The organism is Streptomyces sp. NPDC019890, from assembly GCF_044903445.1.
GTDB lineage: Bacteria > Actinomycetota > Actinomycetes > Streptomycetales > Streptomycetaceae > Streptomyces.
Genome location: NZ_JBJDQK010000001.1, coordinates 685338 through 705860, shown reverse-complemented (window position 1 = coordinate 705860; position 20523 = coordinate 685338). Strand labels below are relative to the sequence as shown.

General features: G+C 70.7%; 22 protein-coding genes. 10 read left to right on the top strand and 12 right to left on the bottom strand.

Annotated features, from left to right (window positions below; translation table 11 throughout):
• The first annotated feature begins 75 nt into the window (after window positions 1-75).
• Window positions 76-1200, top strand: coding sequence for an acyltransferase family protein (locus ACI2LP_RS03165; RefSeq protein ID WP_404722799.1), 1125 nt, complete (start codon window positions 76-78; stop codon window positions 1198-1200).
• 52 nt (window positions 1201-1252) lie between these two features.
• Here the strand turns inward: ACI2LP_RS03165 and ACI2LP_RS03160 are convergent, their stop codons facing one another.
• Entirely contained in the window at window positions 1253-1762 is a 510-nt protein-coding gene (locus ACI2LP_RS03160) for an ArsI/CadI family heavy metal resistance metalloenzyme (protein WP_404722798.1), read from the bottom strand.
• Window positions 1763-1863: 101 nt separating this feature from the next.
• Here ACI2LP_RS03160 and ACI2LP_RS03155 point away from each other — a divergent pair, with 101 nt between their 5' ends.
• The 3 genes from ACI2LP_RS03155 to ACI2LP_RS03145 are packed head-to-tail and all read left to right on the top strand — an operon-like array spanning window position 1864 to window position 3441.
• Window positions 1864-2250 carry an ArsR/SmtB family transcription factor gene (locus tag ACI2LP_RS03155; RefSeq protein ID WP_404722797.1) on the top strand — a complete coding sequence of 129 codons (387 nt, stop codon included), beginning with the start codon at window positions 1864-1866 and terminating at the stop codon, window positions 2248-2250.
• Entirely contained in the window at window positions 2247-2993 is a 747-nt protein-coding gene (locus ACI2LP_RS03150) for an aquaporin (protein WP_404722796.1), read from the top strand. The genes ACI2LP_RS03155 and ACI2LP_RS03150 overlap by 4 nt, the downstream gene beginning before the upstream one ends.
• Before the next feature lie 28 nt (window positions 2994-3021).
• Complete coding sequence (locus ACI2LP_RS03145; protein WP_404722795.1) at window positions 3022-3441, top strand: arsenate reductase ArsC; 420 nt, start codon at window positions 3022-3024, stop codon at window positions 3439-3441.
• 82 nt (window positions 3442-3523) lie between these two features.
• On the opposite strand, the gene ACI2LP_RS03140 is transcribed toward ACI2LP_RS03145, so the two are convergent.
• On the bottom strand, window positions 3524-4903 hold the full coding sequence (locus tag ACI2LP_RS03140; RefSeq protein WP_404722794.1) for an FAD-dependent oxidoreductase: 1380 nt from the start codon (window positions 4901-4903) through the stop codon (window positions 3524-3526).
• Window positions 4904-4931: 28 nt separating this feature from the next.
• The gene (locus ACI2LP_RS03135) at window positions 4932-5846 is read right to left on the bottom strand and encodes a DUF4349 domain-containing protein (protein WP_404722793.1); all 915 of its coding nucleotides are present in this window, start codon (window positions 5844-5846) and stop codon (window positions 4932-4934) included.
• A 127-nt stretch (window positions 5847-5973) separates the two neighbouring features.
• On the opposite strand from ACI2LP_RS03135, the gene hemG reads away from it, so the two are divergent.
• Both hemG and hemQ read left to right on the top strand, forming a co-directional pair.
• Window positions 5974-7404, top strand: a complete 1431-nt coding sequence (hemG, locus tag ACI2LP_RS03130) for a protoporphyrinogen oxidase (RefSeq protein WP_404722792.1) — start codon at window positions 5974-5976, stop codon at window positions 7402-7404.
• 4 nt (window positions 7405-7408) lie between these two features.
• Entirely contained in the window at window positions 7409-8122 is a 714-nt protein-coding gene (gene hemQ / locus ACI2LP_RS03125; RefSeq protein WP_404722791.1) for a hydrogen peroxide-dependent heme synthase, read from the top strand.
• A 63-nt stretch (window positions 8123-8185) separates the two neighbouring features.
• Here the strand turns inward: hemQ and ACI2LP_RS03120 are convergent, their stop codons facing one another.
• From ACI2LP_RS03120 to ACI2LP_RS03090, 7 genes are all read right to left on the bottom strand, one after another.
• Window positions 8186-9787, bottom strand: coding sequence for an alpha/beta hydrolase (locus ACI2LP_RS03120; RefSeq protein WP_404722790.1), 1602 nt, complete (start codon window positions 9785-9787; stop codon window positions 8186-8188).
• Between the two features lie 99 nt (window positions 9788-9886).
• Window positions 9887-10657 carry a TIGR04222 domain-containing membrane protein gene (locus ACI2LP_RS03115; protein WP_404722789.1) on the bottom strand — a complete coding sequence of 257 codons (771 nt, stop codon included), beginning with the start codon at window positions 10655-10657 and terminating at the stop codon, window positions 9887-9889.
• Between the two features lie 64 nt (window positions 10658-10721).
• Window positions 10722-11477, bottom strand: coding sequence for a DUF4142 domain-containing protein (locus ACI2LP_RS03110; RefSeq protein WP_404722788.1), 756 nt, complete (start codon window positions 11475-11477; stop codon window positions 10722-10724).
• A gap of 74 nt (window positions 11478-11551) precedes the next feature.
• A complete protein-coding gene (locus tag ACI2LP_RS03105; protein ID WP_404722787.1) occupies window positions 11552-12616 on the bottom strand; it encodes a TIGR04222 domain-containing membrane protein in 1065 nt (354 codons plus the stop codon).
• A 6-nt stretch (window positions 12617-12622) separates the two neighbouring features.
• Window positions 12623-13999, bottom strand: coding sequence for a DUF692 domain-containing protein (locus ACI2LP_RS03100; RefSeq protein ID WP_404722786.1), 1377 nt, complete (start codon window positions 13997-13999; stop codon window positions 12623-12625).
• Window positions 14000-14138: 139 nt separating this feature from the next.
• Window positions 14139-14903: a DUF4142 domain-containing protein gene (locus tag ACI2LP_RS03095; RefSeq protein WP_404722785.1), complete on the bottom strand. Its 765-nt coding sequence runs from the start codon at window positions 14901-14903 to the stop codon at window positions 14139-14141.
• Window positions 14904-15012: 109 nt separating this feature from the next.
• On the bottom strand, window positions 15013-15777 hold the full coding sequence (locus tag ACI2LP_RS03090) for an aminoacyl-tRNA hydrolase (protein ID WP_404722784.1): 765 nt from the start codon (window positions 15775-15777) through the stop codon (window positions 15013-15015).
• Between the two features lie 81 nt (window positions 15778-15858).
• Between ACI2LP_RS03090 and ACI2LP_RS03085 the strand changes: the two genes are divergently transcribed.
• Window positions 15859-16536: an AIM24 family protein gene (locus ACI2LP_RS03085; protein ID WP_404722783.1), complete on the top strand. Its 678-nt coding sequence runs from the start codon at window positions 15859-15861 to the stop codon at window positions 16534-16536.
• Between the two features lie 93 nt (window positions 16537-16629).
• Window positions 16630-16806, top strand: coding sequence for a hypothetical protein (locus tag ACI2LP_RS03080; protein ID WP_404722782.1), 177 nt, complete (start codon window positions 16630-16632; stop codon window positions 16804-16806).
• A gap of 24 nt (window positions 16807-16830) precedes the next feature.
• Here the strand turns inward: ACI2LP_RS03080 and ACI2LP_RS03075 are convergent, their stop codons facing one another.
• The gene (locus tag ACI2LP_RS03075; protein ID WP_404723045.1) at window positions 16831-17700 is read right to left on the bottom strand and encodes a polysaccharide deacetylase family protein; all 870 of its coding nucleotides are present in this window, start codon (window positions 17698-17700) and stop codon (window positions 16831-16833) included.
• A 108-nt stretch (window positions 17701-17808) separates the two neighbouring features.
• Here ACI2LP_RS03075 and ACI2LP_RS03070 point away from each other — a divergent pair, with 108 nt between their 5' ends.
• Window positions 17809-18294: a cupin domain-containing protein gene (locus ACI2LP_RS03070; RefSeq protein ID WP_404722781.1), complete on the top strand. Its 486-nt coding sequence runs from the start codon at window positions 17809-17811 to the stop codon at window positions 18292-18294.
• A gap of 142 nt (window positions 18295-18436) precedes the next feature.
• Window positions 18437-19861: a S1 family peptidase gene (locus ACI2LP_RS03065; RefSeq protein ID WP_404722780.1), complete on the top strand. Its 1425-nt coding sequence runs from the start codon at window positions 18437-18439 to the stop codon at window positions 19859-19861.
• A 102-nt stretch (window positions 19862-19963) separates the two neighbouring features.
• On the opposite strand, the gene ACI2LP_RS03060 is transcribed toward ACI2LP_RS03065, so the two are convergent.
• Window positions 19964-20461, bottom strand: a complete 498-nt coding sequence (locus ACI2LP_RS03060) for a MarR family winged helix-turn-helix transcriptional regulator (RefSeq protein WP_404722779.1) — start codon at window positions 20459-20461, stop codon at window positions 19964-19966.
• Window positions 20462-20523 lie beyond the last annotated feature (62 nt).

The following is a 20523-nucleotide window of genomic DNA, read 5'->3' as shown; positions in this document are numbered from 1 at the left end:
CCGACGCTGACGCTGCCCCGTGTGCGGCCGGCACCGGCGCCGGCGCCCACCACGCCGCCCCGGCGCGTCGGCCGCTTGCCCGCACTGGACGGCATGCGGTTGCTGGCCGCGCTGATGGTGGTGGCCTACCACTACATGGCGCTCTACGGAGGCTGGACGACCCGCGGGGAAGCGCACTTCCCGGGCGCGTTCCCCTTCACCGCCTACGGCTGGCTGGGCGTCGAGCTCTTCTTCCTGATAAGCGGCTTCGTCATATGCATGAGCTGCTGGGGAAGGTCGCTGGGCGACTTCTTCGTCTCCCGGGTGAGCCGGCTGTACCCCGCGTACTGGTTCGCCGTCCTGGCCACCACCGCCGTACTGCTGCTCATACCGAGTGGCGGGAATCCGCTGCCCGTGGCGGACGTGCTGACCAACCTCACCATGCTTGAGGAGCCGCTCGGCGTCCGCAAGGTCGACGGGGTGTACTGGACGCTCTTCGCCGAGCTGCGCTTCTATCTCCTGTTCGCGCTGATGGCGTGGCGAGGCCTGACCTACCGACGCGTGCTGGCCTTCTGCAGCCTCTGGGCCGCGGCGGGCATGCTCTTCGCCCAGTCCGACGATTCGGTGCTCCAGCTGCTGATCATGCCGGACTACTGCTGGTACTTCATCGCCGGAATGGCCTTCTTCCTGATGTACCGCTTCCGGCCCAGCCTGCTGCTCACCGGCATTGTGCTGGTGTGCTTCGGAGCGGCCCTGCCCTCCGCGCACGACACCTGGAGCCGAAGCCTCGGCCACTTCAGGCAGAGCATCCCCTTCTGGCCGGTCGTCGCGGTCCTTGCCGTCTGCTTCGGGGCGATGGCCCTGGTCGCGACCGGGAAGCTGGACTGGATGAAGTGGCGCTGGCTGCCGTACGCCGGGGCGCTCACCTACCCGCTCTACCTGCTGCACCAGTACGCAGGCTGGGAGCTCATCAGAGTGCTGGGGCACCGGCTGCCGCCCTACACCGTGCTCGCGCTGGTGACCGGCGGCATGCTGCTGGCCTCCTGGCTGGTGCACCGGCTGATCGAACGACCGGTGACCCGGCTGCTGCGCCGCCGGCTCTCCGGCGCGCTGTCCGAGGCGACCGCGCGCGGCGAGCGACGGCTGGGCGGCCCGGCCGGGCGCTCACCCGCGAGGTTGATGTCAGCGGAATCAGATGGCTTGACGGCTCGAGAGATGTGATCTCACGGGCCGCCTGTCGCGTCGCCGGCCAGGAACACCCGCACCCCTTGCGTCAGACGCCGCAGGCGCATCCGGCGGTGGCCTTTGCCTCGGCCGGGGTCTGGTTCGGGTCGAGGGCCTGCTCCTCCGGAGTGCAGCAGTCGGTGGTGCCGCAGCAGGCGTCCGGTGCGCCTTCGCTGCTCTTGCCGAGGTTTTCGGCGTCGGCCTTGACGACGTACACCTCCCACGGTTCCTTGCCCGGTCCGGTCACCCAGACCTTGTCCTGCACCGCGTAGCAGCAGGAGGTGTCGTTCTCCTCGAATGTGGCGAGGCCTGCCTCCTGGAGTCGGCCCGTCGCGGCGGTGACCTGCTCGGTGGACTCCACTTCCACTCCGAGGTGGTCCAGGCGGGTGTCTTCGTCGGCCTCGCCCTCGATCAGGACGAGCTTGAGCGGGGGCTCGGTGATCGCGAAGTTCGCGTACCCGGGGCGGAGCTTGGCGGGCTCCACACCGAAAAGCTTGGAGTAGAAGGCGATGGAGCCTTCGAGGTCGTTGACACGCAGGGCGAGCTGAACGCGGGACATGGCTGTCTCCTGGTCCTGATCCGGCGCTGAATCGACGTTCATCGATACAGCTTGATGAAGTCGAGGTTGCCACTCGGATAGATGGCTGTCAACATAGACGCATGTCGAAATCAGAGCTGCCCGTGCTCGGGCAGGACGATCAGGCGGTCTGCTGCTCGCCGATGGTCCGCGAGCCGCTGGGGGCAGCAGCCGCCGTTGACCTGGCCCGGATGTTCAAGGCGTTGTCGGACCCGGTGCGCCTGCGCCTGCTGTCCTTGATTGCCTCGCACGAGGGTGGTGAGGCCTGCGTGTGTGACCTCATCGGTCCGTTCGACGTGTCGCAGCCGACGATTTCCCACCATTTGAAGGTGCTGCGCGACGCGGGCCTCGTCGGTTCGGAGCGGCGCGGGACCTGGGTCTACTACTGGGTGCTGCCCGCCGCTCTCGCCAGGCTCTCCTCTCTCCTCCAGACTCCGGCCGGCACCGTTGCTGCGGGAGTCGCGGGATGATCGGCATCCCTTCGCTCGGACGCCGCGTCCTGGTCGAGCTGGTGGGCACGGCGGCTCTGGTGACCGTCGTGGTCGGCTCCGGCATCCAGGCGACCGAGCTGACGCGCGATGTCGGTGTTCAGCTGCTGGCCAATTCGCTGGCGACCGTATTCGGTCTGGGCATGCTGATCGCCTTGCTCGGCCCGGTCTCCGGAGCCCACTTCAACCCGGTAGTCACGCTGGCCGCCTGGTGGACCGGCCGCCGAGGCGCTGATGGTCTCAGGCTGCGGGACGTGGCGGCGTACGTGCCTGCGCAGGTGGCCGGTGGCATCGGCGGCGCGGTGTTGGCGAACGCGATGTTCGCCGAGCCCCTCGTGCGGTTCTCGACGCACGACCGGTCCGCCGGTCACCTGTGGCTCGGCGAGGTCGTCGCCACCGCGGGCCTGGTCCTCCTCATCTTCGGGCTGCCTCGCACGGGACAGCAGCGCATCGGCCCGGTCGCGGTCGCCTCCTACATCGGGGCGGCGTACTGGTTTACCTCCTCCACCAGCTTCGCGAACCCGGCAGTGACCATCGGCCGCGCCTTCACCGACACCTTCGCCGGGATCGCCCCCGGCTCCGTATCGCCGTTCATCGCAGCCCAACTCGTCGGCGCGGTCGTCGGTGTCGTCCTGGTCGCCGCGCTGTTCGGCCGATCCCGCCCGGCTGCGGACGACATGATCGTTGCCCACGGTGAGCCCGAGCTCGCCGCCTCGGGCCGCTGAACCCTCCTCAACGAAGGAAGATCCGCACGTGAGCGCTCCCGATACCCCGTCTGTGCTGTTCGTCTGCGTCCACAACGCGGGCCGGTCCCAGATGGCCGCCGCGTTCCTCGCCCACCTCGCAGGCGAGCAGGTGGAAGTCCGCTCCGCCGGTTCCGCACCGGCCGACACCGTGAACCCTGCGGTGGTCGAAGCCATGCGAGAGTCCGGCATCGACATCTCCGCCCAAAAGCCGAAGATCCTCACCCCCGAAGCTGTGCAGGCCTCCGATGTGGTGATCACCATGGGCTGCGGCGACGCCTGCCCCTACTTCCCCGGCAAGCGTTATCTCGACTGGAAGCTCGACGACCCCGCCGGCCAAGGCGTGGCCGCTGTCCGCCCGATCCGTGACGAGATCGAGCAGCGCATCCGCGGCCTGCTGTCCGAACTCGGCGTCGAGGCACGGGCATGACCTACGACGTCCCGGTACGGATCGTCTGCGTGCTTCCTTTTCCTCGGCTGGGGACCCCCAGGACGCCCGCAGGGCGTAGGTGTTACGTGGCCGACCCGTGGACCGCCCTCGTCGCCTTGCGCGCAGCCACGAGTACCGGGTCCCAGACCGGCGAGAACGGCGGCGCGTAGCCGAGGTCCAGCGCCGTCATCTGCTCCACCGTCATGCCCGCGGTCAGGGCGACGGCCGCGATGTCCACCCGCTTCGCCGAGCCCTCGCGGCCGACGATCTGGACGCCCAGCAGCCGGCCCGTACGCCGCTCCGCGAGCATCTTCACCGTCATCAGGGCGGCACCGGGGTAGTAGCCGGCGCTGTTCGTCGACTCGATGGTGGCGGTGACGTACTGCAGGCCCACCTCGCGGGCGTCCTTCTCGCGCAGCCCGGTGCGGGCGATCTCCAGCTCGCAGACCTTGCTCACGGCCGTGCCCACGACGCCCGGGAAGGTGCCGTAGCCGCCGCCCACGTTCGCGCCGATGACCTGGCCGTGCTTGTTGGCGTGCGTGCCCAGCGGAACATGGCGCTCGCGGCCGGAGACCAGGTCGAGCACCTCCACACAGTCGCCGCCCGCCCAGATGTTCTCGTGCCCGCGCACCCGCATCGCGAGGTCGGTGAGCAGCCCGCCGTACACCCCGAGAGGCAGACCGGCGGCGTCGGCGAGGGTCGTCTCCGGCTCCACACCGATGCCGAGGACCACGACGTCCGCCGGGTACTCCGCGTCCTCGGTCGCCACCGCGCGGACCCGGCCGTCCTCGCCGGTGAGGATCTTGGTGACCTCGGCGCCGATGACCGTCGTGATGCCGAGGCCGTCCATCGCCTCGTGCACCAGGCGGCCCATGTCCGGGTCGAGGGTGGCCATCGGCTGTTCACCGCGGTTGAGGACGGTCACCTCGTAGCCGCGCTTCAGCATCGCCTCCGCCATCTCGACGCCGATGTAGCCCGCGCCCACGACGACCGCTCGCCGGCCCTGCGTACGCGCCAGGCTGTCAAGCAGCGCCTGGCCGTCGTCGAGCGTCTGCACACCGTGCACGCCCGGCGCGTCCATGCCCGGCAGCGGCGGACGGACCGGTCGCGCACCGGTCGCGACCACCAGCTTGTCGTAGCCCGTCCACGTCTCGTCGCCGCTCACCAGGTCACGGGAGCGCACCCGGCCGCGCGCGGTGTCGATCTCCGTCACCTCCGTGCGCATCCGGAGGTCGATCGCGCGCTCCCGGTGCTCGGCAGGCGTACGGGCGATCAGGTCGTCGCGCTCGGGCACATCGCCGCCCACCCAGTACGGAATTCCGCACGCGGAGTACGAGCTGAAGTGGCTGCGCTCGAACGCGACGATCTCCAGCTCGTCCGGGCCTTTGAGCCTGCGTGCCTGCGATGCGGCGGACATGCCCGCCGCATCGCCCCCGACGACCACCAGTCGCTCTGCTGCCATGGGGAACACGCTACGGGGGAATGGCCGTTCAGTCCTGCTCGGGGCGCGGGGCGGGAGCCGGCGCCGCAGCCGCCACCCGGCGCCTCGGCAGCCGGGGCCGCAGCACCCAGCGCCACAGCGCGTACAGCGCGGCGATGACCGCGGCGAACGGTGCCACCGCGCCTATCGCCACCGCGATCCACCGGCCGGTCGCCAGCAGTGCGTCCCAGCCGCCGCCCAGCGCGTCCAGGAAGCCCGGCCCGTCGTCCTCCTTCTTGTGGCCCTTGCTCTCGCTCTCGGAGAGCGAGAGGGTGATCGTCGCCAGCGTCGTACGGTCCTTGAGCGCCGCCTGCTGCGCCAGCAGCGACTCCAACTGTGCCTGGCGGCTGCTCAGTTGGCCCTCCAGGGTGACCACGTCGCTGAGCTTCTGCGCCCGGTCCATCAGCGTCCGCACCCGGGCCACGCTCGCCCGCTGCGTCGCGATACGGCTCTCCACATCGACAACCTGGTCGGTGACGTCCTTGGCGTCCGCCTTGCGGGAGATCAGTTTTCCGGCGCCCGCCAGCTCGGCAAGGACCGCGTCGTACTTCTCCTGCGGGACGCGCAGCACGATCCGTGAGGTCACATGAGCGTCGTCGAGCCGCTCGGTGGTCTCGTTGGCGACATGGCCGCCCGCGGTCTCGGCGGTCCTACGTGCTGCGGCGAGGGCCTTCGCGCCGTCCCCGACCTCCACCTCCAGCTCGGCGGTGCGGATGATGTGAGTCGGCAGCAGCGGCTGCTTCGGCTGTGTCTGTCGCGCGCCGGAGCTCTGGTCGGCGGCGTAGCCGGAGCCCGCGGCGCCCTCCGCCGCGGGCTTCGCGACGCTCTTCTCGTCTGCGGTGGACCGGGCGTCGTCCGCACTGCAGCCGGCGAGGGCGAGTGAGGCGGTGAGAAACAGCGCTGCGACCGTACGACGTGCATGCATACAGGCCCCCCGGGACAGGTGGTGAGTGTTGCCGGTTCGACGTACGGGGCCACGGCGCGGGTTGCCCACTTTCGATCCCGAAGCGGTCACGGTCAGGACTCGGTACGGGGTTTGAGAGAGTTGGCTCATGAACGCGGACACACGTACGGGTCATGTCGTCGTCATCGGCGGCGGCATCGCCGGCCTCGCGGCCGCCCACCGGCTGGTCTCCGCAGGGGTGCGTGTCACCCTGCTGGAGGCCACCGACTGCCTCGGCGGCAAACTTCAGGCAGGCGAGATCGAGGGTGCCCCCGTCGACCTCGGTGCCGAGTCGATGCTCGCCCGCCGCCCGGAGGGCGTCGAACTGGCCCGCGCCGTCGGCCTCGCCGGCCGGCTCCAGCCGCCCGCCACCACCACCGCGTCGGTCTGGACGCGCGACGCCCTGCGCCCCATGCCCAAGGGGCACGTCATGGGTGTGCCTTCCGACCCGGCTGCTCTCGCCGGGCTGCTGTCGCCGGAGGGCGTCGCCCGCATCGAGCAGGAGCGCGACCTGCCGCCGGCCGAACTCGGCGACGACGTCGCGGTCGGCGCGTATGTCGCGGAGCGCCTCGGTCGCGAGGTCGTCGACCGGTTGGTGGAGCCGCTGCTCGGCGGGGTGTACGCGGGCGACGCCTACCGCATCTCGATGCGGGCCGCCGTCCCCAAGCTCTTCGAGGCGGCGAAGACCCATGACTCGCTGCTCGCCGGCGTACGTGACATCCAGGCGCAGGCCGCCGCCGAGCCACAGAGCGCCGGGCCCGTCTTCATGGGCATCGACGGTGGCATCGGGGTGCTGCCGGGCGCCGTCGCCGACGCCGTACGCGAACGGGGCGGCGAGATCCTCATGGAGACGCCCGTCCTCGGTCTCACCCGCAGTGCCGACGGCTGGCAGATCCGCACCGACCAGCTCGTCATCGCAGCCGACGGCGTGGTGCTCGCGGCCCCCGCCTGGTCCGCCGCCGCGCTGCTGGGGGCCGAGTGCCCGGCCGCGGCGGCCGAGCTCGGCCAGGTCGAGTACGCCTCGATGGCGCTGGTCACCATGGCCTTCCGGCGCAGCGACCTGGCCGGGATGCCGGAAGCCAGCGGGTTCCTGGTGCCGCCCGTGGACGGCCGCACGATCAAGGCGTCCACGTTCTCGACCCGGAAGTGGGGCTGGGTCGACAAGGGCTCGTCCGACCTCTTCGTACTGCGCACCTCGATCGGGCGCCACGGCGAGGAGGAGTGGCTGCACCGCGAGGACAGCGAGCTCGTCGGCGTGTCGCTGAGCGACCTCGGTGCGGCCACCGGGCTCGCGGCCCGGCCGGTGGCCTCCGAGGTGACACGGTGGATCGGCGGGCTGCCTCAGTACCCTGTCGGGCATCTCGCGCGGGTCGCCCGGATCCGTGACGAGGTCGCCAAACTGCCCGGCCTCAGGGTCTGCGGGGCCGCGTACGACGGCGTCGGCATCCCCGCCTGCATCGCGAGCGCGCGGCGCGCGGCCGACGAGATCATCGCCACGTCCACCCGGGTGCGGGGCACCGGGGACGACGCGGGAGAATAGCCCCATGAGTGCGCCCGAAAAGATTCCGAACGCAGGCAAGAAGGCCAAGGACCTCAACGAGGTCATCCGGTACACGCTGTGGTCCGTCTTCAAGCTGCGCGACGTGCTGCCCGAGGACCGGGCCGGTTACGCGGACGAGGTCCAGGAGCTGTTCGACCAGCTCGCCGCCAAGGACGTCACCGTGCGCGGCACGTACGACGTCTCCGGGCTGCGCGCCGACGCCGACCTCATGATCTGGTGGCACGCCGAGACCGCGGACGAGCTGCAGGAGGCGTACAACCTCTTCCGCCGCACCAAGCTCGGGCGCGCGCTCGAGCCGGTCTGGTCGAACATGGCGCTGCACCGCCCCGCCGAGTTCAACAAGTCGCACATCCCGGCCTTCCTGGCCGACGAGACGCCGCGCAACTATGTCTCGGTCTACCCCTTCGTACGCTCCTACGACTGGTACCTGCTGGCGGACGAGGACCGCCGGCGGATGCTGGCCGACCACGGCAAGATGGCGCGCGGCTACCCGGACGTGCGGGCCAACACGGTGGCGTCGTTCTCGCTCGGTGACTACGAGTGGATCCTGGCCTTCGAGGCGGACGAGCTGTACCGCATCGTCGACCTCATGCGCCATCTGCGCGCCTCCGAGGCGCGTATGCACGTCCGCGAAGAGGTCCCGTTCTACACGGGTCGGCGCAGGTCGGTTGCGGAACTGGTGGCGGGGCTCGCCTGAGCCACGAAAAGCCTGACGGCCGGGTCCGCGCAGTGCGGACCCGGCCGTCCACGACCCGGAAGATCAGACGGTGTGCGGCAGCTTCGGCCGAGCCGCACGCCGGTCCAGCGACACCGGGTCCGGCTCCGGGTGCGGCGCGCACGAAGCGCGCCGCACCGGCGTCTCACCACGCAACAGATAGTTCTCCAGGTAGGCGTTGACGCACTCGTTGGTGCCGCCGCCGATGCCGTGCGTGCCCGCGTCCTCCTCCGTGATCAGCACGGAACCCTTCAGCCGGTGCGCCAGCTCGAGCGCCCCCTTGTACGGCGTCGCCGCGTCCCGCTCGGCAGCCAGGATCAACGTCGGCGGCAGCGCACCCTTCTTCGTACGGACGTCCAGCGGCTGCTGCCGGGGCGCGGGCCAGAAGGCGCACGGCAGATTCATCCAGGCGTTGTCCCAGGTCTCGAACGGCGCCCGGCGCGCGAGCTTGGTGTTGTCGTGGTCCCAGACCTCCCACGCGGTCGGCCAAGGGGCGTCGTTGCACTCGACCGCGGTGTACACGGCGTTGCCGTTCTCCGCTTCCGGTGCCTCCTCCGGCCGCGGCGCGGCCTGCGCGATCAGCGGCTTCTCATTGCCCTTCAGATACTCGGCGAGCGCGGTGGCACGCGACACCCAGTAGTCGTCGTAATAACCGGCCCCCAGGAACGTCGCATGCAGCTGGCCGGGGCCGACCGTGCCGCCCGCCGGCTTCAGCGCGAGCTGTGCGCGTGCCTTCTCGTAGCTGCTCGCCACCGCCTCGGGCGTCGCGCCCAGGTGGAACGTCTTGTCGTGCTTGGCGACCCAGGTGCGGAAGTCCGCCCAGCGCTTCTCGAAGAAGAGCGACTGGTCGAGGTTGTTGCGGTACCAGACCCGGCCCGGCTCGGGGTTCACCGCCGAGTCGAAGACCATGCGGCGCACATGGGAGGGGAAGAGGGTCGCGTACAGCGCCCCGAAGTAGGTTCCGTACGAGGCGCCCATGAAAGTCAGCCGCTGCTGGCCGAGCGCCGCGCGGAGCACATCGAGATCGCGGGCGTTGTTGAGCGAGGTGTAGTGGCGCAGCGCCGGACCCGCGGTGCGCGCGCAGCCCTGCGCATAGGCCTTCGCCTGCGCGATCCGCTCCAGCTTGTACGAGGACGACGGATACACCGGAGCCGGCGTCGGCGCCTTCGCGAAGTCGGCCGGGTCCTGGCAGGACAGCGGGGCGGAGCGGCCGACGCCGCGCGGCGAGTAGCCCACGATGTCGTAGGCGCGGGCAATCCGGCTCCACTCGGGGAACTGCGCTGCCAGCGGGAAACTCATGCTGGAGGCGCCGGGCCCGCCGGGGTTGTAGACGAAGGCGCCCTGGTACTCGGCCGGCTTGCCGCTCGCCTTCACCCGGCTGACGGTCAGGGAGATCTGACGGCCCGACGGATCGGCGTAGTCGAGCGGGACCTCGACCGAGCCGCACTGGATGGGAGAGGGCAGCATCTCTGTCTTGGGGCAGTTGCCGAATGTGATGCCCGCGGCGGCGGCGCGCTCGGCGGCGACGGTGGTGCCGTGAGACTGGGCGTTCGCTGTGGTCGTGCCGCCGGCGGGTGCGACGGCCAGGGCGGAGATGACCAAGGAACTGAGGCTTGTCACGGCCCCGTACATCGCAACTGCTCTCATCGCGTTCCCTTCGTGCGCACGGTGGCCGTATGGCCACAGGACAAAGGGATCCTTTGCGGATCAGTTGATCGTGTAAAGGACAAATGTCCGGTGTCGAAGTCAATGACTCCGATGCGTCACCCGCGCCCGGCGGTCGCTGGTGAGTGCCGCTCGCAGGTGTGGATCGTCGAGCGCGGCGACGCCGCGCACCGCGACGGCGGTGAGCGTGCCCCGGGCGGTGGAGAGCGTGCCGAGGAGGCGCTGGCCGTCGGGTGAGGCCCAGCGGGTGTACGGATGCACCTCGATCCGCGCGATGGCCAGACAGCCCAGGGTGAGGAGGAGGGGAAGCGCGAACCAGCCGAGGAGCGGTGCGTTCGCGCTCTGCTCCCGGGGGAGGAGCAGCGCGGCGGCCGCGAGTGCGACGGTGAGCGCGGCCGCACCCTGGACGGCGCGCACGGCGGACGCCACCGAGGCCCTGGCAGGGTCCGGGACGGCGAGCCCGGCGCTGACGAGCCGGTCGGCCAGGGCCCGTACCGCGTCGGCGGCGGATGCGGCGGCCCGTACGGCCCCTATCCGGGCCTGACCTGCCGGCCCTATCGCGCCGATGACCGAGCGCTCCAGGTCGTCCTCGCCGTCCGGGACGACGACCGTGGCCCAGCCCGTGTGCGCGAGCAGCAGCATGCGGCGGCGGTGCATCGAGACGAGGGTGAGCTCGGTGACCCGGTGCGGGCCGCCGGCCAGGAAGGCCGCTTCGTACAGGCTCAACTGCCGCTCGTGCACCGCCCCTTCGGGTGGGCCGGGGCGAGCGGCTTCGACGGCGGCGAGGCAGAGCCGGGCGCAGCTGATGCCCGCCGCGACCCAGGCCACCAGCAGTAAGAGGACCCAGAGCATGGCCGAGTTCTACGTGAGATGTCCGCACCAGTGCCATGGGTTGTTCACCATGCGGACCGTGGCGTTATGGGTTCGTGACGCCGGCGCGGGGGCGGGAGGCCGCGGGCGGCAACGAGAAGGAGGTGGCCGGGGTGGGTGTGACGGCGTCGGCGGGTGACGGTGTCGCCCCCGGTGCGGGCGGCGGCGGTCCGGTGGGGCTCGCGGTCCCGGTGCCGGCCGCCCCGGCGGCGATGGCGTCGAAGTCGACGAGCCCGGTCGCCTCAAGGATCTTGATGTGGTCGAGCACGGTGGTGTTGGCGTCGTCGGCGAGAGCGCGCACGAGTGTGTTGCGGGTGCTGTTGCGGATGTCGGCGACGAGCGAGAAGACCTTGCCGTGGGCGCGGCGCAGGACATTGGCGAACTTGGTCGCGTACTCCTGGCCGCGCGCGGCGGAGAACTCCCTGAGCCAGCCCTGCTGTTGAGGGTTCGGCTGGTTGGGCAGCTCCATGTTGAGCCGGGCCGCGACCTCGCGGACGCGGGCGTCGAGGTAGGTGTGCCCCTCGACGAGATGCTCACCGGCCACCTTGATCGCGACCGTGGGCGCGCGGCCCACGGCCTGCTGGCCCGCGGGGAGCTCCCACAGGCCGGCGAGTCTGACACGGACGATGAAGTCCCGGTCGGCGGCGGAGAGCGGGCCCCAGGGGGTGGCGACGGAACCGGCAGAGAGATTGGCCTGGGCGGTGCCGGAACGGTCGTCGTAGGACCAGACGGGGAACAGGATCGCGGCGATGGTCGCCGTCAGGGCGACGACGATCAGGCCGGTGCCGGTGAGGGTACGCATGGTGCCTCCTGCGTGCGATCCGCACGCTAGTCGGCACCGGGGTGATCCTGTGGGTTGTTGGGCGAAGTGCGGGGTCAGGAGCTGCTGCCGCCACCGCAGCTGGATCCGCTGGAGCTGGAGCAGCTCGATCCACTCGACCCTCCGCAGCTGGATCCGGACGAGCCTCCGCAGCTGGACCCGCTGGAGCAGCTCGATCCGGAGGAGCCGCCACAGCTGGATCCGGAGGAGCCGCCACAGCTGGATCCGGAGGAGCCGCCACAGCTGGATCCGGAGGAGCCGCCGCAGCTGGAGCTGCCGCAGCCGGATCCCGGGCTCGAGCCCGCGCACCACACGGCGGTGGAGTCCGTGTACGACGACGAGGAGCTGTCGCCGGCCGCCGGGAATCGTGCCGCCGCGATCAGCTGCGCCTGGAGCTCGGGGTCCGGCACTCCGCGCAGACCGTGCACGGCGACGAGATGGGCCGACGAGAAGACCTGGGCGTGCTGCACTCCGTACGAGCGCAGGGCGTCCCGCCCGGCCGGGGTGATCCGGCGCTTGGAGCGCTTCGCCATGGCGAAGCCGATGACGATGCCCGCGATCAGTGCGGGGAAGACCATGGCAAAGAACGGCGGGGCGAAGTCGTCCGCGCCGCCCACGGCGTCGTCGACGAAGATGACGACGGTGAGAACGATGGAGACGGGGAACGCCAGCAGGCACACGATGCCCTGGGTCAGACCCCACACCGTCAGCGCCCGGTTCTGTCCCGGCGGCGTCATCAGCCCGCGGGCGGCGAGACCGTCGCCGACCTCTTGCACGGCGGGGTGGCGCATCACCGCCCGCCGCAGTGAGTGGAGTGCGCCCGTCGGCGCGGCGGCCAGCTGCTCGAACACGGCGCGTTCCACGGGGTCGTGGGCGAGAGCGTGGCGCACGGAGACGATGCCCGGGCCCCCGATGACCAGGCGGCCGTCCGCGTGCAGCGCGGCGAGCGCGGAGTCGGTGACGCGGGCGGGACCGCCGCTGAGGAAGGCGGCCTCGTAGACGTGCTGGATCTGGGTGGTGGCGGGATGGCGGGGGCGGGGTGAGGACGCGGCGGAGCGGATGATCAGTGCGGCGGACGAGGCGCCGATGGCGACATAGACGAGTACGGCGAGCAGGACCATCGGGCTTCACCTTCTGACGAGCGCGGCGCGGGCCGCGCGTACGATCCGTGCGGAGCGCCGCGGAGGGTGCGGGGCGGCGCGCTCCTCCCACCAACGGGTCAGCGCGCGCCGGGCACTGTCGTCCTCGGGCCGCCCGGCGACAAGCAACTGCTCGGCGAAGTCGAGCGCGTCCTGGCGGTAACCGGCGCGCATGGGGCGGTTCTTGGCGTATCCGAGGAAGGCGCTCCGGTATCCCGCGCCGAGGATCCCGGGCAGTTCGGGGGCGACCTTGGCGACGACGTCGGCGCGCTTGGCGGCGAGGGCGCGGATCTGTACGCGCAGGCGTCCGGGACTGAAGCCTTCGGGAGCGGGGGTGCCGGCGACGAGAGCGGAGAGCAGCGCGGCCTGCGCGAGCGCGCCCCGCTCGCGGGCACCGGGTGAGCTGTCCGCCGCCGCCTCTCCCTGGGCCTGGGGGCGGGCCCCCGGCCCCGCGCTTGCACGGGATGCGTTGCGCGGTCCGGTGTCCGTGCCTTCAGTGGCGCGGGCTTCGCCGTGCGGGACAGCCGTGGGTGCGGTGCCGTGCGACCCCGCCGTCACCGTCTCGCGGATCGTGCGCAGTTCCGTCGCCAGTTCAGCCGTGGGCGGGAAGTCGTCGTCCCGCTCCAGCAGGACGCCCGGCGGAGACACCCGCGACCGGAGTTCCCGCAGGACATCGAGGACCGGCTCCGTCACCGGGTGGGCGTGCGTGTCGTGCCAGACGCCGTCGCGTTCCACGCCGCCCGCGACATGGACGTACGCGATCGCCTCGACCGGGAGTTCGTCCAGCGCCTTCGACGGGTCCTCGCCGAAGTTCACGTGGTTCGTGTGGAGGTTGGCCACGTCGATCAGCAGGCCGACGCCCGTCCGCTCGACCAGTTCCGCAAGGAACTGGCCCTCGGTGAGTTCCTGGTCCGGCCAGGAGATCAGCGCCGCGATGTTCTCCAGCGCCAGCGGCACCGGCAGCGAGTCCTGGGCGATGCGGACGTTCTCGCAGAGGACCTTCAGCGCGTCCCAGGTGCGGGGGACGGGGAGAAGGTGGCCCGCCTCCAGTTGAGGGGACGCGGTGAGCACGCCTCCCGCCCGTACGAACGCAATGTGCTCCGTGACCAGCGGCGCGCCCAGCGCCACCGCCCGCTCCGCCAGATCCGCGAGCCGCTGCTGCGACGGGCGGTCCGCGCCGCCCAGGCCGAGCGAGACGCCGTGCGGGATGACACGGGTACCGCGCGAGCGCAGCCGGGTCAGCGCGGCGGGCAGATGGCCCGGGCAGATGTTCTCCGCGACGACCTCGACCCAGTCGACGCCTTGCAGCTCCTCGACCGCGTCCGCGATTTCAGGCCGCCAGCCGATGCCGATACCGAGTTCCATGTGTCCCCTCCCCCTGCGCCGTGTGCCGGTGCGTGCAGGGCTCATGGCCCCGCCGGACGGCGGCGAATCCAGGGGAGGGGACGTTCAGAGGTTGATTTGAGGTTCCGCAGGCTGCCGGCGAACCGGACAGGCCCCTCTGTCACGGACGGTTGGTGTTGATCGCTGTCGGTGCTCCCGGCTGGGTCGAGGGCCGCGACGTGAACGACTGGTCCTGCCCGGTCGGGGACGCGGGCGCCGGCGCGGGGGGCAGGTTCCCGTTCGGCGGCGGCGGACCGGTCGGGCTTGCCGTCGCCTTGCCGGCAGCCTCGTTGGCGAGGGCGTCGAAGTCCACGAAACCGGTCGACTCCAGCATGGTGATGTGGTCGAGCACCGTCTGGTTCGCGTCCGTCGCCAGCTGACGTATCAGCGTGTTCCGCGTGGTGTGCCGGACCTGTGCGACCAGCGCGAAGACCTTGCCGTGCGCATTGCGCAGCAGGTTCGCGAACTTGCGCTCGTACTCCTCGCCGCTCGCCGCCGACAGCTCCCGCAGCCAGCCCTGCTGCTGCTCGTTCGGCTGGTTCGGCAGTTCCACGCCGAGCTTCGCCGCCACATCGCGTGCCCGCTTGTCGAGGTCGGTGTGGCCGACGACGAGGTGGTCACCCGTGTCCTTGATCGCCTTCGTCGGCGCGCGTTCGATCGCCTGCTGTCCCGCGGGCAGCTCCCAGAGCCCGGCCAGCCGGACCTTCACCAGGAAGTCCCGGTCCGTGGCCGTCAGCGGCCCCCACTGGGTCGCCACGCTTGAGGCATTGAGGTTGTCCTGACCGGTGCCGGAACGGTCCGCATAGGACCACACGGGGAACGCCAGCGCCCCTACCGTGGCGACCAGAGCCGCGATGATGAGTGCTGTTCCGTTGATGCGCCGCAACAATGTGCCTCCAGAGCCGAGATGCGTTTCACGGCAACCAACCGCCGACCGAAACGGCGTTCAACCTAATCGGCGGTACTGGAGGGTACGTAACGGGGGGTGGCTTTGTTCAGCCGCGCAGCGATGGATGATCCGCGACCACCGTGCAGGACCCCGGAGCGATCTCGGTGAAACCCGCGTCCCGCACCACCGGCAGCCCGCTGACCGTGAGTTTTCCCCACCGCCGCGGCTCGGCGGTGCGTACGGACAGCGGAAAACCGGCCTCCCGCCACGCCTTGCGGTCCGCCTCCGACAGTTCCCACCAGGCCAGTTGCGCACCGTGCCCGGCCTGCGCCATCGCCTTGCCGGCCGACATGTCGACATGGGGGCTCAGCCAGAGGACCGGTCCCGCGAGGTCGGGCGCGGCCGGCGGCTCGGGGTCGTCCAGGTCCGTGCCCGAGACCTGGAGCTTGGCCAGCTCCTTGGGCCAGCCGTCCAGCGGGACGGGCGGGAAGACCCGTACCTCGGCGGCCTCACCCGTCACCGTGAGGCCCTCCAACGCCGACGCCTTGCGCCACTCGGCGCCCCGCGCCCGCCGCACCACCTTGCGGATCCGGGCGTCCTGCCAGTCCCGTATCGCCTGCGACCACTGGCCCTCGCCCAGCGACCGCTCGTCGCTGAGGATTTCGAGCACCGCGCGGGCCGCGGTCTCCAGCGCGTCGGTACGCGCCGGGGGTTCGGCCTTCTCGATGCGCACCACCAGTGGAAGCACAAACTGGGGCGCCTCGTCGCGCGCGGTGTTCTCGTGCCGGAAAGGGCTGTCGGACGGCCGGTTGGACGGACCGTCGGACGGACTGGCGGAGGGGCTGTCCGGGCGGGTTTCTTCGCTGCTCACACCGGCCAGTCTGCCAGCCGTCCTGTCCCGCTCTGCCGGGATTGTTGGCGGAACGAATCCCTCCGGGCCACGATGCACCCCATGAAAAGTGATCTCTTCGCCACGGAGAACATGGCGCAGCAGGCGACCGCGCCCGGTATGACCCTGCAGAACGCCAAGTCGATCAAGTACGCCGTCAACGGCGAGATGCACGCGCGACAGGGGTCGATGATCGCCTTCCGCGGAAATCTCCAGTTCGAGCGCAAGGGCCAGGGCATCGGCGGCATGCTCAAGCGCGCCGTCACCGGGGAGGGCCTGCCGCTGATGGCGGTCCGCGGCCAGGGCGAGGCGTGGTTCGCGCACGAGGCAGCCAACTGCTTCATCGTCGACATCGACCAGGGCGACGCCCTGACCGTCAACGGCCGCAACGTCCTCTGTTTCGACGCCAGCCTCTCGTACGAGATCAAGATGGTGAAGGGCGCCGGCATGACCGGCGGCGGCCTCTTCAACAGCGTTTTCACCGGCTACGGAAAGCTCGCCGTCATCTGCGAGGGCAACCCCATCGTCATACCCGTCACCGCCCAGCAGCCCGTGTACGTCGACACGGACGCGGTCGTCGGCTGGAGCGCTCAGCTGAACACCTCGCTGCACCGCTCGCAGTCCATCGGCTCGATGATCCGCGGTGGCTCGGGCGAGGCCGTCCAGCTGATGCTCCAGGGCGAGGGATTTGTGATCGTACGTCCCAGCGAGCTCACCCCGCAGAGCGCGTCGGCCCACTGAAACTCCGCCGCCGCGGGCGCCCGCCCTGGCCTTGTGCCCCGAGCGCGCTCCGCGGCGCGGACGTCGCGTCGGACGCGAGTTAACCTCGTACACATGGACGAGCCGTACTGCGAGACAACGGCCCCCGCGCCCGTAGCGGCCGGTGGTCCGCCGTGGGCCGAATGCGTGCTGTGCCGGAAGCCGACGGAGTATCCGGAGTCGGTCAAGGGCGCGACGCTCTGCCCCGTCTGCGAGTGGCAGGAGGCCCAGCGGACGGCGTGCTCGGGCTAGCCGGCCGAGAGAGAAGAAAACCCCCTAGCCGCGCATAAGGTCCGAGACTTTCACAAAGCGATAGCCCCGCTTGCGTAGTTCAGGGACGATCGTCCGCACCGCCTGCTCGGTGACAGGCGCCGCGCTGCGCGTGCAGTGCATGACCACCAGCGACCCCGGCCGGACCCCCGCGAGCACCTGCTCGGCAACCGCGTCCGCGTCCGTCGCGAAGGCGTCGCCACTGACCACGTCCCACTGGACCGCCGTCACCTGCACGGGGGCGAGAGCGCGCAGGGCGGCGTCGTTGTAACAGCCGCCGGGGAAGCGGAAGTACGGCACCACATTGCGCACCCCGGCCTTCTTGAAGGCGGCGAAGGCCCGCTCCACGTCGGCGCGCATGCCGTTCTTCTCGACGACCGGCAGGCCGTAGCAGGGGGACTTGAAGGCGTAGTGGCTGTACGAGTGATTGGCGACCTCGAAGAGCGGGTCGTTGCCGATCGCCTTCGCCTGGTCGGGGTACTCCTCGGCCCAGCGGCCGGTCATGAAGACGGTCGAGGGGACGTTCAGCTTCCGCAGCGAGGCGATCAGGCCGGGGTTGTCGAAGCGCTCGCCGCGCGCCGCCCGCGGCCCCTGCCCGGCGGTCATGTCGGCGTCGAAGGTGAGCGCGACGGTCTTCGGCGCCGTATTACTCCTCGCCTTGGGGGCGCGCTCGAAGACGGGCGTCAACCCGCTGGGCCCGGGTGCGACCGTGGGAACCTTCTGCTCCGTCGGCTTCTCGATAGGCTTCCCCGGCTGCGGCGCTGCCGGAGCGGCGGCCGTGCTGCCGGGTGCCGCCGTGGACGCGGGGTTGGCTTTGCTGCCGACGTCGCTTCCGCAGCCGACGAGCACGGCTCCCATGGCGGCCACGGCAGTCATTCGTACGAAAAGGGTCACGGGCGGAACGTATCCGATCAATCCGACTATCGGAGCGCGGCTCTCCCGCGTCGGGTCTGGGTTCCTCCGGGTGTGTGTGAAAGGAAGAACATGACTGTGCCTCCTGTGGCCGGTGTGCTCGCCCGTATCGCGGAGCTGCTTCACGATGTGCCGGACGACCGGGGAGGAGCGCTGTGGCGGCTCTCCGAGGAAGGGCGGCAGCTGGACGCGAACATCATCCGCATGCCGGCAGACGCCCGGGTCGCCGGTCATTCGGACCCGGAGCTCGATGTGCTGCTGTGCGTGCTCGGCGGCAGCGGACGGCTGGAAACGGACGGCGGACAGCAGCCGTTGGAGCCCGGCTGTGTGGCCTGGCTGCCGCACCACACCCGGCGTTCACTGTTCGCCGACGAGAACGGATTGCTCTATGTGACGGTGCACAGCCGTCGTCCCGGACTCTCCATCCGCAGTGCCGCCGGGCGCGAAGGCGGCGAAGCGGCCTGTCTGCTGAACCGGATCTGCCCCGGCTGTGACCGTCCCGCCGAGGACATCGCTGCACGTTACTGCAGTCGTTGCGGCACCCAACTGCCGTTGTAGTGCTCTGCCTTACGGACCGTCAGAGGACTTTTTCCACACCGTTGATGAGTACAACTCACGCCCCATCCGTATCAAGGGTCGGACGCGTCCCCCGGTTTCCGTCGGCAACCGGTCTCCGTACCCCCCTACAGGAGGCGACGAGTTGAGTCACAGGCGAATATCGAAGCGGAAGGCAATTCTCGCGGGAGCAGGAGCGGTGGGCGTCGCCGCCGCGGCCATCCTGCTTCCGAACGCGAACGCTTCGCAGTCCGGATCCGGATCGGGATCCGAAGCACGGTCGGCCCCCGAGAAACTGAGCGCCGCAGCAGCGGCACAACTCGTCCAGCAGCTGGGTGAGAAGCTCGGCGAGGCATACGGCGGGGCGTACTACGACGCCGACAAGCAGCAGCTCGTCGTGAACGTCGTGGGCGACGACAACGACCTGGTCGTCCAGGTCAAGAAGGCCGGCGCGGTGGCGCGGAGCGTCGAGAACAGCGTGGGCGAGCTGAAGGCCGCCGCCGGCACACTGGCTCAGAAGGCCACCATCCCCGGAACGGCGTGGGCCGTCGACCCCAGGACCAACCAGATCCTCGTCACGGCGGACCGCACGGTCTCCGGCGGCAAGTGGGACAGACTCGAGACGGCAGTGAAGTCCCTGGGCGACGGTATGGCCCGGATCAAGAAGTCAGCGGGTGAGTTCAAGCCCTTCCTCGAAGGCGGCGACGCCATCTTCGGCGGTGGCGCCCGCTGCTCGCTCGGCTTCAATGTGACGACTCAGGACGGCAGCCCCGGCTTCCTGACCGCGGGCCACTGCGGGGTCGCAGCGAAGCAGTGGTCGGAGGCCGCGAACGGCCAGCCCATCGGTACGGTCGAGGCGGCGACGTTCCCGGGCGACGGCGACTTCGCCCTCGTCAAGTACGACGACCCGGCGACCCAGGCCGCGAGCGCGGTCGACGTGGGCAATGGGCAGACGGTGCAGATCAAGCAGGCGGCGGACGCCGCGGTCGGGCAGCAGGTCTTCCGGATGGGCAGCACCACCGGTCTGAAGGACGGCTCGGTGACCGGGCTCAACGCCACGGTGAACTACCCGGAGGGCACCGTCACCGGGCTCATCCAGACCGATGTCTGCGCGGAGCCGGGTGACAGCGGCGGCTCGCTCTTCACCCAGGACGGCAGCGCGGTCGGCCTCACGTCGGGCGGCAGCGGTGACTGCACCCAGGGCGGCGAGACGTTCTTCCAGCCCGTGACGACGGCCCTGGCGGCGGTCGGCGCCCAGATCGGCGACGGCGCCGGCCAGGGCAACGGCGGCGGTCAGGACAACAACGCCGCCGGTGGCGCCGATGACAACGCCGCCGGTGGCGCGGCGGACGACAACGGCGGCGGTGCTGCGGACAACAACGCTGCCGGTGGCGCCGACGACAACGGTGGCGCGGCCGACAACAACGGTGGCGGTGCTGCGGACAACAACGGTGGTGCTGCCGACAACAACGGTGGCGCGGCGGACGCCGGTGCCGACCACAACGGCGGCGCGGCCGACGACGGCCAGGGCCAGCTCAGCCCGAGCAACAACAGCGGCCAGAGCGGCTGACGCCGACAGCAGCGAGAGGCCCCGGACGTCGGCGGATGTCCGGGGCTTCGGGGTGCATCGGCGTCAGGCCGGCGCCCTGCCCGTCTCGGCCGGCCGCGACCGTCAGCCGTCCTCGGTCGCGCAGTCGGGAGTGTCCAGGCCCGCCCCGTCCAGAGTGGCGGTCAGCGCTTCGAGGTCGGCGCGCAGCTCACGGATGCGCTCCAGGGGCATGCCGGTGGCCCCGGCGATCCGGCGCGGCACGCCCAGCGCCTTCTCGCGCAGCTCGGTGCCCGCGGCCGTGGGCCGGGCGGTGACGGAGCGCTCGTCATCGGGGCTGCGCCTGCGCTCCACGTAGCCCGCCGCCTCCAGGCGCTTGAGCAGGGGCGACAGGGTGCCCGAGTCCAGGCGCAGATGCTCACCGATCTGCTTCACCGGCAGCTCGCCGTGTTCCCACAGCACCAGCATCACCAGGTACTGCGGATAGGTGAGGTGCAGATCCTTCAGCACGGTCCGGTAGACGCTGTTGAAGGCGCGGGACGCCGCGTGCAGCGTGAAGCAGATCTGGTGGTCGAGGCGGAGGAAGTCCTCGTCCGGCACGGTCGTCAACGTCGTCTTCTCCATGGGGCCAGCGTACTCCGCGCGCCATTAAGTTGTGCACAACTGAATTGTGTGCTGTAGTAGTG

What these genes read in the sequence shown, in the direction of transcription:
- ACI2LP_RS03160 (WP_404722798.1), bottom strand. Translation starts at nt 1,762, where the DNA reads ATGTCCCGCGTTCAGCTCGCCCTGCGTGTCAACGACCTCGAAGGCTCC.
- ACI2LP_RS03155 (WP_404722797.1), top strand. Translation starts at nt 1,864, where the DNA reads ATGTCGAAATCAGAGCTGCCCGTGCTCGGGCAGGACGATCAGGCGGTC.
- ACI2LP_RS03150 (WP_404722796.1), top strand. Translation starts at nt 2,247, where the DNA reads ATGATCGGCATCCCTTCGCTCGGACGCCGCGTCCTGGTCGAGCTGGTG.
- ACI2LP_RS03140 (WP_404722794.1), bottom strand. Translation starts at nt 4,903, where the DNA reads ATGGCAGCAGAGCGACTGGTGGTCGTCGGGGGCGATGCGGCGGGCATG.
- ACI2LP_RS03135 (WP_404722793.1), bottom strand. Translation starts at nt 5,846, where the DNA reads ATGCATGCACGTCGTACGGTCGCAGCGCTGTTTCTCACCGCCTCACTC.
- hemG (WP_404722792.1), top strand. Translation starts at nt 5,974, where the DNA reads ATGAACGCGGACACACGTACGGGTCATGTCGTCGTCATCGGCGGCGGC.
- hemQ (WP_404722791.1), top strand. Translation starts at nt 7,409, where the DNA reads ATGAGTGCGCCCGAAAAGATTCCGAACGCAGGCAAGAAGGCCAAGGAC.
- ACI2LP_RS03120 (WP_404722790.1), bottom strand. Translation starts at nt 9,787, where the DNA reads ATGAGAGCAGTTGCGATGTACGGGGCCGTGACAAGCCTCAGTTCCTTG.
- ACI2LP_RS03115 (WP_404722789.1), bottom strand. Translation starts at nt 10,657, where the DNA reads ATGCTCTGGGTCCTCTTACTGCTGGTGGCCTGGGTCGCGGCGGGCATC.
- ACI2LP_RS03110 (WP_404722788.1), bottom strand. Translation starts at nt 11,477, where the DNA reads ATGCGTACCCTCACCGGCACCGGCCTGATCGTCGTCGCCCTGACGGCG.
- ACI2LP_RS03105 (WP_404722787.1), bottom strand. Translation starts at nt 12,616, where the DNA reads ATGGTCCTGCTCGCCGTACTCGTCTATGTCGCCATCGGCGCCTCGTCC.
- ACI2LP_RS03100 (WP_404722786.1), bottom strand. Translation starts at nt 13,999, where the DNA reads ATGGAACTCGGTATCGGCATCGGCTGGCGGCCTGAAATCGCGGACGCG.
- ACI2LP_RS03085 (WP_404722783.1), top strand. Translation starts at nt 15,859, where the DNA reads ATGAAAAGTGATCTCTTCGCCACGGAGAACATGGCGCAGCAGGCGACC.
- ACI2LP_RS03080 (WP_404722782.1), top strand. Translation starts at nt 16,630, where the DNA reads ATGGACGAGCCGTACTGCGAGACAACGGCCCCCGCGCCCGTAGCGGCC.
- ACI2LP_RS03075 (WP_404723045.1), bottom strand. Translation starts at nt 17,700, where the DNA reads ATGACTGCCGTGGCCGCCATGGGAGCCGTGCTCGTCGGCTGCGGAAGC.
- ACI2LP_RS03070 (WP_404722781.1), top strand. Translation starts at nt 17,809, where the DNA reads ATGACTGTGCCTCCTGTGGCCGGTGTGCTCGCCCGTATCGCGGAGCTG.
- ACI2LP_RS03060 (WP_404722779.1), bottom strand. Translation starts at nt 20,461, where the DNA reads ATGGAGAAGACGACGTTGACGACCGTGCCGGACGAGGACTTCCTCCGC.